General features: G+C 73.2%; 10 protein-coding genes. 6 read left to right on the top strand and 4 right to left on the bottom strand.

The window, feature by feature from the left end:
- Positions 1 to 107: 107 nt before the first annotated feature.
- Positions 108 to 884: a crotonase/enoyl-CoA hydratase family protein gene (locus tag ACFY2B_RS05970; protein WP_390761907.1), complete on the bottom strand. Its 777-nt coding sequence runs from the start codon at positions 882 to 884 to the stop codon at positions 108 to 110.
- A gap of 158 nt (positions 885 to 1,042) precedes the next feature.
- Here ACFY2B_RS05970 and ACFY2B_RS05965 point away from each other — a divergent pair, with 158 nt between their 5' ends.
- Positions 1,043 to 2,377 (top strand): PLP-dependent aminotransferase family protein, encoded by a 1,335-nt coding sequence (locus tag ACFY2B_RS05965; protein ID WP_390761906.1) that lies wholly within the window; start codon positions 1,043 to 1,045, stop codon positions 2,375 to 2,377.
- An 88-nt stretch (positions 2,378 to 2,465) separates the two neighbouring features.
- Here the strand turns inward: ACFY2B_RS05965 and ACFY2B_RS05960 are convergent, their stop codons facing one another.
- Positions 2,466 to 3,155: a hypothetical protein gene (locus ACFY2B_RS05960; RefSeq protein WP_390761905.1), complete on the bottom strand. Its 690-nt coding sequence runs from the start codon at positions 3,153 to 3,155 to the stop codon at positions 2,466 to 2,468.
- A 497-nt stretch (positions 3,156 to 3,652) separates the two neighbouring features.
- Between ACFY2B_RS05960 and ACFY2B_RS05955 the strand changes: the two genes are divergently transcribed.
- Both ACFY2B_RS05955 and ACFY2B_RS05950 read left to right on the top strand, forming a co-directional pair.
- On the top strand, positions 3,653 to 4,858 hold the full coding sequence (locus tag ACFY2B_RS05955; protein ID WP_390761904.1) for a glycosyltransferase: 1,206 nt from the start codon (positions 3,653 to 3,655) through the stop codon (positions 4,856 to 4,858).
- A 704-nt stretch (positions 4,859 to 5,562) separates the two neighbouring features.
- Positions 5,563 to 6,102 carry a sigma-70 family RNA polymerase sigma factor gene (locus tag ACFY2B_RS05950; RefSeq protein WP_390761903.1) on the top strand — a complete coding sequence of 180 codons (540 nt, stop codon included), beginning with the start codon at positions 5,563 to 5,565 and terminating at the stop codon, positions 6,100 to 6,102.
- Here the strand turns inward: ACFY2B_RS05950 and ACFY2B_RS05945 are convergent.
- Positions 6,086 to 7,531: a hypothetical protein gene (locus ACFY2B_RS05945; RefSeq protein WP_390761902.1), complete on the bottom strand. Its 1,446-nt coding sequence runs from the start codon at positions 7,529 to 7,531 to the stop codon at positions 6,086 to 6,088. The genes ACFY2B_RS05950 and ACFY2B_RS05945 overlap by 17 nt on opposite strands.
- A gap of 147 nt (positions 7,532 to 7,678) precedes the next feature.
- On the opposite strand from ACFY2B_RS05945, the gene ACFY2B_RS05940 reads away from it, so the two are divergent.
- From ACFY2B_RS05940 to ACFY2B_RS05930, 3 genes are all read left to right on the top strand, one after another.
- Positions 7,679 to 9,484 (top strand): putative T7SS-secreted protein, encoded by a 1,806-nt coding sequence (locus tag ACFY2B_RS05940; RefSeq protein WP_390761901.1) that lies wholly within the window; start codon positions 7,679 to 7,681, stop codon positions 9,482 to 9,484.
- A 71-nt stretch (positions 9,485 to 9,555) separates the two neighbouring features.
- The gene (locus tag ACFY2B_RS05935; protein WP_390761900.1) at positions 9,556 to 9,849 is read left to right on the top strand and encodes a WXG100 family type VII secretion target; all 294 of its coding nucleotides are present in this window, start codon (positions 9,556 to 9,558) and stop codon (positions 9,847 to 9,849) included.
- Positions 9,850 to 9,925: 76 nt separating this feature from the next.
- Entirely contained in the window at positions 9,926 to 14,311 is a 4,386-nt protein-coding gene (locus ACFY2B_RS05930) for an FtsK/SpoIIIE domain-containing protein (RefSeq protein ID WP_390761991.1), read from the top strand.
- Positions 14,312 to 14,568: 257 nt separating this feature from the next.
- Here the strand turns inward: ACFY2B_RS05930 and ACFY2B_RS05925 are convergent, their stop codons facing one another.
- On the bottom strand, positions 14,569 to 15,225 hold the full coding sequence (locus ACFY2B_RS05925) for a hypothetical protein (protein ID WP_390761899.1): 657 nt from the start codon (positions 15,223 to 15,225) through the stop codon (positions 14,569 to 14,571).
- Between the last annotated feature and the right edge of the window lie 3 nt (positions 15,226 to 15,228).

The following is a 15,228-nucleotide window of genomic DNA, read 5'->3' as shown; positions in this document are numbered from 1 at the left end:
CCCGGCGGCAGGAGGGGCCGGAGCGCGCACACAGTCGCCGCGGCGAAGGCCCCGTTGCCGGCTGCGGCATCGGGGCCTGGGCGGTGACCCCGGTACGGAGGCCGGGTTCAGCCGGAGACGGCTGAGCGGTCGAGGAAGCGCCGAAGTCCGTTCCGTACACCGTCCGTGGGCACGGTGGCGGCGAAGCAGGCCGCCTCGATGGCGAGTCCCTCGTCGATGGGCAGGTTGATGCCGCGGGTGACAGCACGCAGGCAGGCCGCCACGGCCGTCGGCGCGTGCCGGACGATCCGTGCGGCCAGGTCCCGTGCGGCGTCGAGGAGTTCGCCGGCGGGTACGACGGTGTTGACCAGGCCGATCTCGGCGGCTCGGGCGGCCGGGATCCGGTCGCCGGTCAGGATCATCTCCAGGCCGCGCTTGCGGCCGACGTGGCGTGGCAGCCGCTGGGAACCGCCGAAGGGCGGCGGGAAGCCGAGGGAGATCTCCGGCTTGGCGAAGGTCGCGTGCTCGGCGGCGATCGCGAGCGGGGCGGCCTCGGTGATCTCGCAGCCACCGCCGTACGCGAGGCCGTTGACCGCGACGATCACCGGCTTGGGGAACTCCTCGATCCGCCGGGTCAGGGTGTGTCCACGGCGCACGATCTCGCGCAGCGCGCGCTCGGGCCCGCCGGCGATGCTGTCCGCCAGGGAGGGAATGTCCGCGCCCGCGCTGAACGCCCTGCGCCCGGCGCCGGTCAGGATGACGGCCCGGACCCCGTCGTCGGAGTCGACGCGGTCCAGCTCGGCGAGCAGCGCGTCGATCGTCGGATAGTCGAGGGCATTGAGCTTGTGCTGCCTGTCGATGGTGAGCGTGACGACGTGGTCGTCCCGCTCGAAGTGAACGGTCATGCCGGGCTCCGTCCCGCCTGGGTATGGACGCACCGAGGCTAGGAGCCCTGTTCCAGTACAATCCAGCTATTGTCCTGGATACATGTTCTGTCCTGAACATGTAGTACGTCTTCTGTCCTGGACATGTACGTCCCTGACACGCTCGATCCAGGTGCCGCATGCGACCGCCTTCCTACAAACCCGTCGTCGACGAGTTCGCCGCCGCGATCCGCTCCGGGGCGCTCGCGGCCGGCACCCGGCTGCCGACGCACCGGGCGCTGGCCCACGAGCGGCGGATCGCGCTGGCCACGGCCACCCGGGTCTACGCCGAGCTGGCCGCCATGGGCCTGGTCGTGGGAGAACCGGGCCGAGGAACCTTCGTCCGGGAGCGGTCCGGTTACGACGGGCTCGAACCCTCGCGCGCGCTACCGGTGGAACGGGTGGCGGACCTGTCGTTCAACCAGCCGCTGGCCCCGGAGCAGGGGGTGCTGTTGCGGCGGGCCCTGCGCGCACTCGCGGTGTCGGGGGACGTCGAGGCGCTGCTGCGCCAGCACCCGCCGGGCGGACGCCGTCCCGACCGGGCGGTCGTGGCCACCTACCTGCTGGAGCGGGGCATCGACACGGCGCCACGGAACGTCCTGCTGACCGGTGGGACGCAGCAGGCGCTCGACTCCGTGCTGAGCGCGCTCACCCGGCCCGGCGACGTCCTCGCGGTCGACGCGCTCAGCTACCCGGGGATCAAGCTCCTCGCTGCGGCGCACCATCTCGACCTGGCGCCGATCCCGGTCACGGGGACGGGCCCCGACCTGAGCGCGCTCGACCGGCTGTGCCGCGCCCGGCCCGTCCGCGCGATCTACACGATCCCCACCGTGCACAACCCGCTCGGCTGGGTGCTGGGCCGGGAGCAGCGCGACCACCTGGTCGCCGTGGCCCGTGCACGGGACTGCCTGATCGTCGAGGACGGCACCTACGCGTTCCTCGAAGCGTCGCCGCCTCCTCCGCTCCAGACCCTGGCCCCCGAACGCACCTGTTATGTCGCCGGACTGTCGAAGAACGTGGCACCTGGCCTGCGGTTCGGCTTCGCCGTGGTACCCGGCCACCACGTGGAGCGGGTCACGCGGAGTCTGCGCACGTCGGCCTGGGGAACTCCTGGTCTCGTCACCGCACTCGCCACCGGCTGGCTCGGCGACGGCACGGTGACACACCTGGAGAAGGACCGTCGCAGGGACGCCGCCGCCCGGCAGGACATCGCCCGCGCCGCGCTCGCCGGCCTGGACGTCACCGCGCACCCGGCGTCGTACACGGTGTGGCTCGGCCTGGAACCGCACCAGCGCCCCGATCACGTCGCGGCCGTGCTCGCGCGGCAGGGCATCCTCGTGTCCACCGCGGACGCCTTCGCCACCGGCCCCTACCGGCCCCATGCGCTCCGGCTGGCACTGGCCACCGTGGCCCCGGACGAACTCGGCGCCGTACTGCGCCACCTGCGAGAGACGATCGAGGCGATCCCGCCGTGAGAGCGGCGGACCGCACAACGAGCCGGTCGGGCCCGTCCAGCACGGCCCGTGCCCACGACCACGCACGAACTCGTCGTTGCCCGGCGGGTCAGCCCGTGACGGTGTTGTAGTTGACGACGCGCTCCACCATGACGGCGACCGCGCCGCCGAGGGGGCTGTCCGCCGCTTTGCTCACCACGTCGGGTAACCGGTGTGCCTCCTCCTGGGTGACCGCCACCATGCCCCAGAACGCGTTGAAGCCCGAAGGATCCGCCGGCTTTTCGGCGGCCGCCCCGACCGTCACTACGCCGCTCTCCTCGACCACGGCCAGCGCACCCAGCTGCCGCAGCGCGTCGGGATCCCGCTCCGCTGCGGCCACTACGCTCCAACCCGCCACCGCCAGGTGCCGGAACGCGGCGAGAAGACAGCCGGCACTCCCCGCGCCGGCGACAACGATGTCAGGCAGGACGAGGGCCACCGGCCCGTGCGTCATCGGCAGGGCGGACCGGATCGCCCCGTCGAGCCCCGGCGCAAAGGACTCGTCCTGGTAGACGAAGGCCATGTGGAAGGTCTCGGCGTAGCGCGCGAGATACCTCACCGTGTCCAGCTTGTGTGTCCCGAACACGACGACCAGGCGCACGTCGAGTCCGCTCTTGGCCAGTTCGACGACGGCCTCCAGGCTGCGGTCCAGCACCGTGACCCCCGGAGCCAGACAGTGCAGTTCCTTCGAGTAGGGCGCGCTGAAGCGCGTTCCGAATCCGGCGCAGGGCAAGATGATCGAAACATCGGGGATGGGCACGGACGAGCTATGCATCGAGTGGTTCTCACTATGCATCGAGTGGCTCTCAGGTTGTGTTGACGATCGGGAACCTCGCGCGCCGCGCCGGGTACGGGCGGCCCACGGCAGACGCCACACGTCGGCCCGGCAGGCGCGCTGGCGCTCACCGTAGTCAGCGAGGACGGTTCCCGGCGAGAGGGAGCGCTGATCGACGAGATCGTCAGCAGGGGGCCGGCGGACGCTCGCCGCTGCCCACGGAGGTGGAACACGGGGGTAGAACACGGGGGTGGAACGCGGGGGTGGAACGCGGGGGTGGAAGTCGACGTCGAAATCGAGGAGTTGGCCCATCGCCCCGGCACCTCGGTGTTCGGTGACCACTCCCGCGTTCAATACCGCGCGCCGTACACTGCTGCCGCACACCCGCTACGGCCGGCGCATCGCCGTCGACAAGGACCGCTCGAAACGTGGGCGGGCACGGGCCGAAGCGTATGAGGAGACAGAGCGAAAGAGGACGCGGAATGCGGGTGCTGTTGTCCACGTACGGGACACGTGGCGATGTCGAACCGCTGGTGGCACTCGCGGTGCGGCTCCGGGCGCTCGGCGTGGAGGTGCGGATGTGCGCCCCGCCGGACGAGGAGTTCACGGAGCGGCTGGCAGGTCTCGGGATACAACTGGTGCCGGTCGGGCCACCGGTGAAGGCGTTGATGCGCGGGGCGAGTCTGCCGTCGGCGGCGGATCTGTCCCGGTACCGGACCGAGATGGTCCACACGCAGTTCGACATCTTCCCCGCGGCGGCCGACGGGTGTGACGCGCTGGTGGCGGCCGGCCTGGCGCAGATTGCGGCGCGGTCGGTGGCCGAGGCCACGGGCATCCGCTACGTGTACGTGAGCTATTCGGCGGTCAACCTGCCGTCGCCGCACCACGCACCGCCACCGCGGCCGGGCTGGCCGGAGCCGGAGGTGAACGACAACCTGACGCTGTGGGAGCTGGACGCCCGCACCGTGAACGCGCAGTTCGGCGGGCCGCTCAACGGCCACCGGGCAGCGCTTGGTCTGCCCCCGGTGGACAACGTCCGCGACCATGTCTTCACCGACCAGCCGTGGCTGGCGGCGGACCCGGTCCTGGGACCGTGGCGCGAGACCCCCGGCCTCGACGTGCTCCAGACGGGTGCGTGGACCCTGCCGGACGAACGCCCTCTCCCGGCCGCATTGGTGACGTTCCTGGACGCGGGCACGCCGCCGGTCTACGTGGGTTTCGGCAGCATGCGCCCGTCGCCGGACATCGCCCGCAAGGCCATCGAGGCGATCCGCGCACGAGGTCACCGTGCGCTCGTCTCCCGCGGCTGGGCGGACCTGGACCTGGTCGACGACCGGGACGACTGCTTCGCCATCGGCGAGGTCAGCCACCAGCGTCTGTTCGGCAGGGTGGCCGCCGTGGTCCACCACGGCGGCGCGGGCACGACGGTGACGGCCGCACGGGCGGGCGTGCCGCAAGTGGTGGTGCCTCTCCAACTGGCGGACAACCCGTACTGGGCCGGCCAGGTGGCGGACCTGCACATCGGCGCGGCACTCGACAGTCCGGCTCCGACCGTCGAGTCCCTCGGCGTCGCGTTCAAGACGGCCCTGGCACCCGAGACCCGGGCGCGGGCGAAGGCTCTGAGCACCGAGATCCGCACCGACGGGGCGACGGTGGCCGCGGGCCTGCTGCTCGACGCCCTCCGGTGAGCGAGCCGGACCCGGCCCGCGGGCCTGGGTGACGCCGCCGGGCAGGAGCGGCGGGCCGTCCGGCAAAGCGCCTCCAAGCCGTCGGCGTTGAAGTCGTGGTCACTTCCCGGACCCGGTCCGCGCACCCAATGGACCGGGAAGGGCGAGCGCCGCCTGTACGGGGGAAACGCAGGATGAAGGTCGCCCCGGCGCCCTGGGCCGGCGGCCCAGCGTCCCGCTCACCGTGCTCGGGGCGGGTGTGGGCGGTGCCGTGGTGATCGGGATGGCGGCGGGCATGTATCCGTCGATCCGTGCGGCGCGGCTCACCCCGACCGAGGCACTCGCCACGACCTGACACGAGGACGCGGCGCCCCGGAAACGGTCGGCCGGGCGCGTCGCGCACCGCCCGGCATCGATCGCGGAGGCAGGCGACGAGGGGGCTGTCTCCCGAGCAGCCGCCATACGGCCACCGTGCAGCCGCCTGAGAGACCTCGCCGTACCCGTGGGACAGCTCGCCGTACGCGTGCGAGACCCGCCGTGCCCGTAGCTGACCGCGCCGTACCCGTGCGAGACCTCGCCATGCCCGTAGGGGACCGCGCCGTACCCGGTCCGGCCCCGCGTCAGTAAACATTCAGCGTTCCGGAAGCGGGTCCTGTCTACGCTCTGCGCTCCGCTCCAGCCAGGAGCCGTGAGCCGCACACGACACCCCCCTCAGGAACGAAGCCATGCCCACGACCACCGACGCGGCCGGCGCACCAGCCGCGACCCCCGAGCAACTGCTGCGCACGATGATGTCCGACCACGCGAAAGCACTGGTCAGCTATGCGGAGAAGCTGCTGAACGATCCCCACCTTGCGGAGGACATCGTCCAGGAGACCCTCATCCGTGCCTGGCCGCACGCGGAACGCCTCTACAGCACCGAGGGATCGGTACTGGGCTGGCTCCTCAAGGTGACCCGTAATCTCGTCGTCGACCAGAGGCGCAGCGCCACCGCCCGCCACGAGACCGTCGGCGCCGAGTACCACGACGTCGCCCTGCCCGACCACGCCGACGCCGTGCTGGACTCGGTCGAGGCGGCCGACCTGCTGCGGCAGTTGTCCCACGACCACCGGGAGATCCTTCTGCACACCTACGTGTGCGGCCGGACCGCGCAGGAGACGGCCCGTGTCCTCGGCATACCCGCCGGCACCGTCAAGTCCCGCCGGCACTACGCCCTCGGTATCCTGCGCGCGCAGGCCGGCCGGGCACTCATGCCGGAACGGTGAGCCGGACGTCCAGCACCGGGATGTCGACGCGGCCGTCGGCGTCGGTGTGCCAGCGCCAGTGCGCGCCGCTCACCTCGCCGTGGACCAGCCCGGTCCAGCCCGCGCCGCCCGGCCCGCACAGGGCGGCCAGTTCGGCGGCCACCCGCTCGTCCGGCGTCCCGGCCACCACGACCACGCCCCGCACCGGGCGGCGCGCGGCCCCGGCGCGCACCGTCCCCAGGTCCGCGGCGGGCGCCGACGGAGCGGGGGCCGCCACCCGGGGAAGCTGCCGCAGCCCCGTCGGCACGGTGAGCGGCGGGCCGCCGTCCGCCCCGCGCAGCACGGTCACCGCGGTGTCCGGCCGGGTGCGGGCGACTTCCGCCAGCAGGTTCTGTACGACGTCGCGGGCCACGGTCCGATCGCCGCTCACACTCAGGACGCCGTCCAGTCGGCTGAGGTCCACGAACACGGGCGCGCCGTCGCTGTCCGCGCCCGCGCGGACGAGGCAGGCCGTGGTGATCGAGGCCGGGGCGGCCGGGCCGGTGTCGTCGGTGCGGGCCGGCCGGCCGGCGGCGGTCGTGGAGCGTCGCCAGCGCGTGCTGTCCAGGTGCGTCCACGGGGCGTCGGCCGTGTCGGCGGCCGTCAGCCACACGGTGGCGCCCCTCTCGTCGACGCGCACCGCGTGCACCGGCCGCTCGGGCCGGCGGCGGGTGGGCACGAACTCGCCGAGGACGCCGTAGGCGCGTCGGACCGATTCCGAGTCGGCGGCGAACCGGCGGCCCGTCGTCCGCCGCTGCGTCAGCCGGCGCCTGCGCCGCACCGGTTCGCCCAGCCCGTGCAGGGCACGCAGTACAGCGGTGTACGCGACACGCACCCTGCGCCTGCCCACGATGCCCGCGGTGACCAGGGCGAGCAGGATCGTCGCGAGCACCGCGACGGCCGCGGCCAGCGGGATGGTGAACATCGTGGACGGAGCGGTGCCCGGCGGTGTCCGTTGTCCGGTGCCGGGCGGGAGGGTGGCTCCGTCCTGGTTGCCGGTGTCGCGGGCCAGTTGGACCGCGGGTCCCGAGGCGTCCTGCGGCAGGCGCAGGATCCAGCCGGGGTGGAGTTGGTCGTCCGGTCCTGTCAGTGCCCCGCCGTCCTGCTGTGCCAGGCCGCGGTTGAGGTCGAGGATCTCGCCGGAGCGCGCCGGGTCGCCCAGGGTGGCGGCGGCGATCGACGGGAGGGTGGCGGGCTGTCCGCCCGTCTGCGCGGGGTCGGGGACCACGAACACCTTGATCAGACCGTCGCCGGGCGCCGCGTGCGCGCCGGTGCCCGCGCCGAGCACCACGAGCCACGCCGCCAGCAGCGCGGCCACGGCGTGCCGGAGTGTGTGTGCCGTGCCGCGTGCCGTGGCGGTCGCCGTCCTGTGCTCGGACCCGAGGTCCGCGCCGTCGCTCATCGTGTCCACCCATGCCCTCCGGGGTCGCCTTGCACCGGATACACGGAACCGCCCGGCGAAAACGTTCGAAGCGATCGCGGTGTGAACCCTCTTGAAGCCCGGCCTCGTGTACCTGGCGAACACCGCATCTGTCAGGCACCGCACCGGGGGATCCTCATGGCACGTCGGCATTCCAGTCCCGAGGACTTCCGGCTCGTCGGCATGGACTCGGACCCGACGCCCGGCGACCCCGACCTCATCCAGGGTGTGATGCAGCGCTACCGGGACGTCGGTGACGCCGCGGAGAAGGCACTGAACGTCCTGAAGAAGGACGGCACGATCTCGCAGGGCCGCGGGTCGGCGATGGACCAGCTGAAGGAGAAGATCGGCGACGATCTCCCCGACAAGCTGACCAAGACCATGACCTCGTACCACGACGCGGCCCAGGCGTACAGCGACTACATGCCGCGGCTGCGTGAGGCCCAGGACACCTTCGACCGGGCGGTGGACCAGGCGCAGGCCGCCGCGCCGCAGGCGAACCAGGCGCCCAAGGAACTCGGTGCGAACCCGACGGACGAGGAGAAGACGCAGGCCCGCCGGACGCAGGACGCCATCGACGCCGGCAAGTCCGAGTTGAGCGCGGCCAAGAGCCTGGCGGAACAGGCCCGGACGATGCGGGAGAGCGCCCAGCGGCAGTGCGCCGACGTACTGGACCGGGCGGCGTCGGAGGCGATCCCGGAACGGAACGTCTTCCAGAAGATCGCCGACTTCTTCAAGGACTTCCCGTTCGTCCAGATCCTGCTGGCCGCTCTCATCGCCGTCGTGGCGGTGTTCTTCCCCGTGGTCGGCGCGCTCCTCGGCGGGGCGTTGTTCCTCTTCAACCAAGTCGTCGCGAGTCAGACCGGCGGTGTCAAGGCCGGTGACTTCGTGGTCGGCCTGCTCGGGATCGTCCCGGGCGGTTCCCTGCTGAAGCTGGGCGGCAGGGCGGCCGAGGCGATCGCGCCGGCCGCCATGGCCGCCGTGAAGAACTCCGGTTTCATCGCCAAGGGCACCGGCTCGATCACCAGGATCGGCGACTCGCTCGGTGTCACCAAGGTCGTCGGCGGTGTCCTCGCCCACCCGGTCGGCAATGTGGTCGCGGGAGTGACCGGCAAGTTCCTGGCCAACTCGGGTCTTGAGGCCGCCGCCAAGGCGGCCAACCACGACGAGATCACGGCCGCGGGCGTGTTCGCCGGGGCCGCGGCCGGAGCGGTGGCCGGAACCGCCTTCAAGGGAGGGATCGGAAAGATAGGAAAGAGCCGCGGGAACCCTCCGGTGGAGGAGGGCAAGGGCGGCCGGTTCGGCGACACCACGGCCCCCGCAGCCGGGGACACCGTGGGCAAGCGGGCCGGCGACCAGGTGGGCGGCCTCGTCGAGGAAGGCGCCGGCCTCGGGGCCAAGATCGGCGTGGGCGTCGCCCAGGGCGGCGACCCCAACGAGGTCGCGGCCGGCGAGATCGCCAACGCCGCTCCCAAGCTGGGCGTCGGGCCGGTCGGCAAGGCGGGGCTCGGCCGCGCGGTCGACGGCCTCAGCGACAAGATCCCCCCCAAGGGCAGCCCCAGACCGCCGGCCGGCCCGGCGAACACACCCCCCGGCCCCCAGCAGCCGGCCCCGGTGGACCCGGCGGACGTACCCCTCCCACCGTCCCCGACCACATCGCACCCGGCCACACCCACCCCCACACCGGTAAACCCCGCGGACGTGCCGCTACCCCCCTCCCCGACCGCGTCACGGCCGCCGTCACCGAACCCCGCCGACGTGCCGCTGCCGCCCTCGCCCGCCACCGCGGACGGCGGCGGCTCCCCGGGACGGCCCACCCTCCCGCCGATCGACACGTCCGGCGCGCCGCCGCACGGCGGTGGCGACTCGCCGTCCCCGTCCGGTGACGGGTTCGTCACGGCGCCGACGAGCCCCTCCGAGAGCCCGCGCGGCGACGGCCGCTAGCCGTCCGCGCGCCCAGTCCTCCGCCCCCGAAAGGGACGGACCACACCGAACAACCAGCAAGGAGTACTCCCATGCCCAGCTACAGCGTCAACTCGGACACCACTTCCTCGACCTCGCAGGCCCTCCTCAACGACTTCTCCCAGTTGCAGGACAAGCTCAACGAGGTCAAGGGCAAGATCTCCAACCTGCTCGCCGACGGCTACAGCACGCCGGCCGCCCAGCAGAAGTTCTCGCCGTTCTTCGACGAGTTCGCCAAGGGCTTCGAGCAGGTCAACCAGGGCTTGCAGGGGATCGGCCAGTACGTGAGGGCCGTCGGTGAGGCATTCGACCAGACCGACAGCCAGCTCGGCTCCAACCTCTCCTGACCCGACGGCCCGGCTCGCCGCCACGGCGGGCGGTGCGGCACCCACCTCCATTCGAGAAGGACGATGAGCAGTGCGATTGACCGTCAGCGTGCGTGACCCGCAGGTCGATGGGGTGTCGACCACCGTCGCCGTGGAGACCGAGCCGTCCGCGCCCACCGGCAGGTTCGCGGCCGAACTGGCCCGCGCCGTCGGCTACGTGGGGGCTGCCGCCGAGGCGCCGACCCTCTACGTCGGCCCGACCCCCGTCGACCCGGACACCACCCTCCAGGCCGCCGGTGTCCGCGACGGCATGGACCTCGGGCTCGGTGCTCCCCTCCCGCGGGAGCCCGAGCCGGAGGGCCGCACCGAGGTCCGGCTCGTCTCCGGACCCGGTGCCGGAACCGTCTTCCGGCTGATCCCCGGCGACTACGACATCGGCAGCGGCCCACTGTGCCGCGTCCGGCTCGCCGAGGGCGCACCCGCGCTCGCGGCCCGGGCCCGGATACGTGTCGACGGCGGCGCCGAACTGCTCATGACCGACATGGCGTTGCTCGACGGCAAGCCCGCGCAGGCCCCCGCCCCGTGGCGGGAGGGCAGCCAGCTCGCCGTCGGTGACATCCTGCTGGAGCTGAGTTCCCGTCCGGCCGCCCGCGCCCCGCTGACCCCCGCCCAGGACGGGCTGGGCCTGGAGTTCAACCGGCCGCCGAGGTTCCTGCCGCGCGCCGCGGGCGCGAAGTTCCGGTTGCCCACCCCGCCGGTCAAGCCCGACAAGCGGCCCGTCCCGCTGCTGCCGATCCTGCTGCTGCCGGCGGGCAGTGCCGCCATCGCCATCTTCGTCACCCACCGGTGGTCCTTCGTCTTCATCGCCCTGCTCTCGCCGATCGCCGCCCTGGTCACCCAGTTCGGCGGGCGCAAGCAGGCGATGCTCAAGTACCTGGAGAAGAAGGAGGAGTACGAGGGGTCCCTGGCCCGGGTGCGTGCCGACATCGACTCCGCGGTGCTGGCGGAGCAGCACGAGCTGCGCCTCTCGCTGCCCGACCCGGCCACGCTGCTCCAGATGGCGGCCCAGCCGTCCGAGCGGCTGTGGGAACGCCGCCGGCAGGACCCCGACTTCCTGTCCGTCCGCGTCGGCACCGCCGACCTGCCGTCCTCGATCGGCGTCGACGACCCCGAGCAGGACGAGCACCGGCGCAGCACCGTGCCGTCGCTGAACCAGGTGCCCGTCGCCGTCCCGCTGCGCAAGGCCGGGGTCACCGGCGTCGCCGGACCGGGCGCGACCCGGCTGGCCGGCTGGCTGGCCGCCCAGGCCGCCGCCCTGCACAGCCCCACCGACCTGCGGGTCGTCGTCCTCGCCGGACCCGACGGCGAACGCGACTGGTCCTGGACCCGCTGGCTGCCGCACACTCAGGCACAGGGTGAGGACGCCTACGCCCTCATCGGCAGCACCGCCGAGTCCCTGGCCCGGCGCATCGGGGAACTCGGTCAGCTCATCGCCTCCCGGACGGCCGACGGCCCCGACGTCACCCGCGGCGGCGCGGCCGGCCGGCCCGACGTCCTGGTCGTCCTGGAACAGGCGCGCCGGGCCCGCTCGCTGCCCGGCGTGATCGCGCTGCTGCGGGACGGCCCGTCCGTGGGGGTCCACACCGTCTGCATCGACCGCGAGGAGCGGCTGCTGCCCGAGGAGTGCGGCGCCGTCGTCGTCACCGAGGCGGGCGCCACCACGTGCAAGGTGCGTACCGGCTCCGGCGCCGCGCTGGAGGACGTACGCGGTGACTCACCGGAGTCCGGCTGGTTCGAGCACTTCGCCCGCGCGCTGGCCCCGCTGCGCGGTGTCGGCGACAGCGACGAGGGTGCGCTGCCCGCCTCCGTACGCCTGCTGGACCTGCTGCGCGTGGAGCCGCCGACCGCGGAGGCGGTGGTGGCCGGCTGGTCGCTGGGCGGACGCAGCACCAGGGCCCTGCTCGGTGTCGGATACGACGGTGAGTTCGCCGTCGACCTGGTCCGTGACGGCCCGCACGCCCTCGTCGCCGGCACGACCGGCTCCGGCAAGTCCGAGCTGTTGCAGACCCTGGTCGCCACCCTCGCCGTGGTCAACCGGCCCGACGAGATGACCTTCGTGCTCGTCGACTACAAGGGCGGCAGCGCCTTCGCCGAGTGCGCCGACCTGCCGCACACCGTCGGCCTGGTCACCGACCTCGACACCCGGCTCGTGGAGCGGGCGCTGGTCTCCCTCGGTGCGGAACTGCGGCGCCGCGAGACCCAGTTGGCCCGGGCCGGTGCCAAGGACGTCGAGGACTACCTCGACAAGCGCGCCCGCGGCGGCGACGTCCTGCCGCCGCTGCCGCGGCTGCTGCTGGTCATCGACGAGTTCGCGTCCATGGTGCGGGAACTGCCCGAGTTCATCTCGGGACTGGTGAACATCGCGCAGCGCGGCCGGTCGCTCGGCATCCATCTGGTACTGGCCACCCAGCGTCCCGGCGGCGCGGTCACCCCGGACATCCGCGCCAACACCAATCTGCGGATCGCGCTGCGCACCACCGACACCAGCGAGAGCCGCGACATCATCGACGCCCCCGACTCCGGGGAGATCCCCCCGGCCAACCCCGGCCGCGCCTACGCCCGGCTGGGCCCGTCGGCCCTGCTGCCCTTCCAGTCGGGGCGCATCGGCGGCCGCCGGCCCGGCGTCCAGGACTCCGAGGGGACCGAGGTGAGCGTCCGGGCGGAACCGTTGACCTGGCAGAACCTCGGCGGCCCGCGACCGGCCGGTGGGGCGCGGGGCGGTGCGGGCGCGGCGCGGACCGAGGCGGTCACCGACCTGGCGGTGCTCGCGGCGGCCATCGCGCAGGCGGCCCGGCTCGCCGGTGTGCCGTCCCAGCCGAGCCCCTGGCTGCCGCCGCTGCCCGCCGTGCTCCCGTGGACGGTGCCGCCCGCGCCCAAGCCCGCCGAGGAGCGGGCGGCAGCCTTGCCGGCCGTGGAGTACGGCATGGTGGACCTGCCCGCACAGCAGACCCGTGCTCCCCTGGTCCTCGACCTCGACCGGGCCGGCCATCTGCACATCGTCGGTTCGCCCCGCAGCGGACGCTCCCAGACCCTGCGCACCCTGGCGGCGGCGCTCGGCCAGGCCCACGGCGCCGACGACGTCCACCTGTACGGCATCGACTGCGGCAACGGCGCGCTCAACGCGCTGACCGCGCTGCCGCACTGCGGGGCGGTCGTCGACCGGAACCAGACCGAACGCCTGGGCCGTCTGCTGGACCGGCTCGGCGCCGAACTCACCGCGCGCCAGGGCCTCCTGGGCGCCCGGGGCACGGCCGACCTGGCCGAGCTGCGCGGCGACCAGGCGCCCGGGGAACGGCTCGCCCACATCGTGCTGCTGGTCGACCGGTTCGAGGTCTTCGAACGCGAGTTCACCTCGTACGACAACGGCAGCTACATGGAACGCATGCTGCGGCTGCTGCGTGACGGGGCGGGCGTCGGCATCCACGTCGTCCTGGCCGGCGACCGGGTGCTCGGCAGCGGCCGGTTCTCCGGCACCACCGAGGACAAGATCGTCCTCAGGCTCAACGACCGGCAGGACTACTCCGGTGTCGGCGTCCCGACCAAGTCCGCGCCGTCCGACCCGGCACCCGGGCGCGGCATCCGCACCCAGGATCTGAGCGAGGCGCAGATCGCGGTGCTCGGCGCGGACCTGTCCGGCGGCGCGCAGGCCGAGCTCCTGGCCGCCCTGGGCCGGGAGCTGACCGAACGCGAGTCCTCGGTCCCCGTGGCGAGGCGGCCGATCCGGCTGGACGTGCTCCCCGAACGGATCACGTACGCCGAGGCCCTGGCCCTGCACACCGGCGGCGGACCGATGCGGCCCCTGGTGGCCGTCGGTGGCGACACCCTGTCCGCGCTCGGCCCCGACCTGGCGGACGTGCCGACCTTTGTGGTCGCCGGGCCGCCGCGCACCGGCCGCAGCACCGCCCTGCTGACCGCGGCCGAGTCGCTGCTGGCCGCCGGGACGGGCCTCATCGTGCTGGCACCGCGGCGCTCGCCGCTGCGGCAGTTGCGGGGACGGCCCGGTGTGGCCGTGGTCATCACCGACGCCGAGGTACCGGCGGGCGAGTTCCGGCAGGCGCTGGGCCATGTGCCGGAGGAGCACGGTGTGATCGTCGTGGACGACGCCGAGCTGTTCATGGGGTCGGAGATCGACGCCGACCTCGCGGTGCTCGCCCGCGGCGGTGCCGGAACCGGCTGGGGCGTCCTCGCGGCCGGCAACGCCGAGTCGCTGTCGCTGAGCCTGGCCGGCTGGATGGGGCAGGTGAAGCGCAACCGCACCGGCATGCTGCTCTCCCCCCAGGGACCGAGTGACGGCGAGGTGATCGGCGTGAAGCTGTCCCGAGGCGTCGTCGGGCAGGCTCCGCAGCCGGGCCGGGGCCTGCTGCACCTGGGCGACGGCACGCTGCGGACGGTGCAGGTGCCGTTCCTCGCACCGGAACTCTGAAGCCGGGAGGTGCGCCTCCGTGTCCCCTCGGGGGCGCACCTCCCTCCCCGCCCGCAGGACGGGATGAGCGGCTGGTCCTGCGGAGCGACGAAGGGCGGCCGGACCGTGGGGGGTCCGGCCGCCCTTCGGCAGGTCAGGCGATATGCCCATGCGGAGGCGGCGTGGCAGGCGGCCTGGCAAGCGTACGAAGCGGCCAGGATCGGAGGCGGCCCGAGTCAGGCCGCGCGAGTCGGGCCGCCCGGATCAGGCCGCCCGAGTCAGGCGGCGGCGCCGTCGCCCGCGCCGTCTTCGTCGCCGTCCGCCGGGATCTGCACTCCGCCGTCCGTCACGAAACGGAACGTGCTGGTGATGGCGTCGAAGAGGTCGTACACCTCGTTCTTCAGCGTCAGGTTGGGGCTGGCGAGGGTGACCGCGAGGAAGTCCTGGGTGCTGCCGGGCACCGGCATCATCGTGTGCATCGTCAGCAGCTTGACGTCGACGTCCCCGGTCAGCCGGGTCACCTCGGTGCCGGTGACCCGGGCCGCCGTGCCCACATGGGGCACCCGTACCGAGGTGATGACCCGGTCCCGGGGTGCCACACCGGTCGCCGAGGAGACACCGAGCCGTGCGGACAGCACGGGCAGGGTCAGTTCCTCGCCCTCGGGCGTGCTGACGGCGAACACCATGGCGTACGCCATGAACAGGCCCTCGGTGTACATGGTCGCGGTGCCGGCGGACAGCAGCGCGCCGTGGCGGCGGGCCGCCCTGCTCACCTCCCGGCCCTGCCGGAACATGTCGTTGATCCGTGCCTTCTGGCGCGGGTCGTCGGTCGAGGCCAGGGCCTGTGCGCGGGTCCTGGCCAGTTCCTCTCCGCTCAGGTCGACCTGCTGCCACGGATCCGGGATGTCCAGCAGAAATCGCTGTGCAGTGCTCATCGG

It is taken from the genome of Streptomyces sp. NPDC001270 (genome assembly GCF_042896695.1).
GTDB lineage: Bacteria > Actinomycetota > Actinomycetes > Streptomycetales > Streptomycetaceae > Streptomyces.
The sequence above is the reverse complement of the archived record's forward strand: the minus strand, read 5'-3'. Positions and strand labels throughout refer to the sequence as shown.

What these genes read in the sequence shown, in the direction of transcription:
- ACFY2B_RS05955 (WP_390761904.1), top strand. Translation starts at nt 3,653, where the DNA reads ATGCGGGTGCTGTTGTCCACGTACGGGACACGTGGCGATGTCGAACCG.
- ACFY2B_RS05950 (WP_390761903.1), top strand. Translation starts at nt 5,563, where the DNA reads ATGCCCACGACCACCGACGCGGCCGGCGCACCAGCCGCGACCCCCGAG.
- ACFY2B_RS05925 (WP_390761899.1), bottom strand. Translation starts at nt 15,225, where the DNA reads ATGAGCACTGCACAGCGATTTCTGCTGGACATCCCGGATCCGTGGCAG.
- ACFY2B_RS05970 (WP_390761907.1), bottom strand. Translation starts at nt 884, where the DNA reads ATGACCGTTCACTTCGAGCGGGACGACCACGTCGTCACGCTCACCATC.
- ACFY2B_RS05965 (WP_390761906.1), top strand. Translation starts at nt 1,043, where the DNA reads ATGCGACCGCCTTCCTACAAACCCGTCGTCGACGAGTTCGCCGCCGCG.
- ACFY2B_RS05940 (WP_390761901.1), top strand. Translation starts at nt 7,679, where the DNA reads ATGGCACGTCGGCATTCCAGTCCCGAGGACTTCCGGCTCGTCGGCATG.
- ACFY2B_RS05935 (WP_390761900.1), top strand. Translation starts at nt 9,556, where the DNA reads ATGCCCAGCTACAGCGTCAACTCGGACACCACTTCCTCGACCTCGCAG.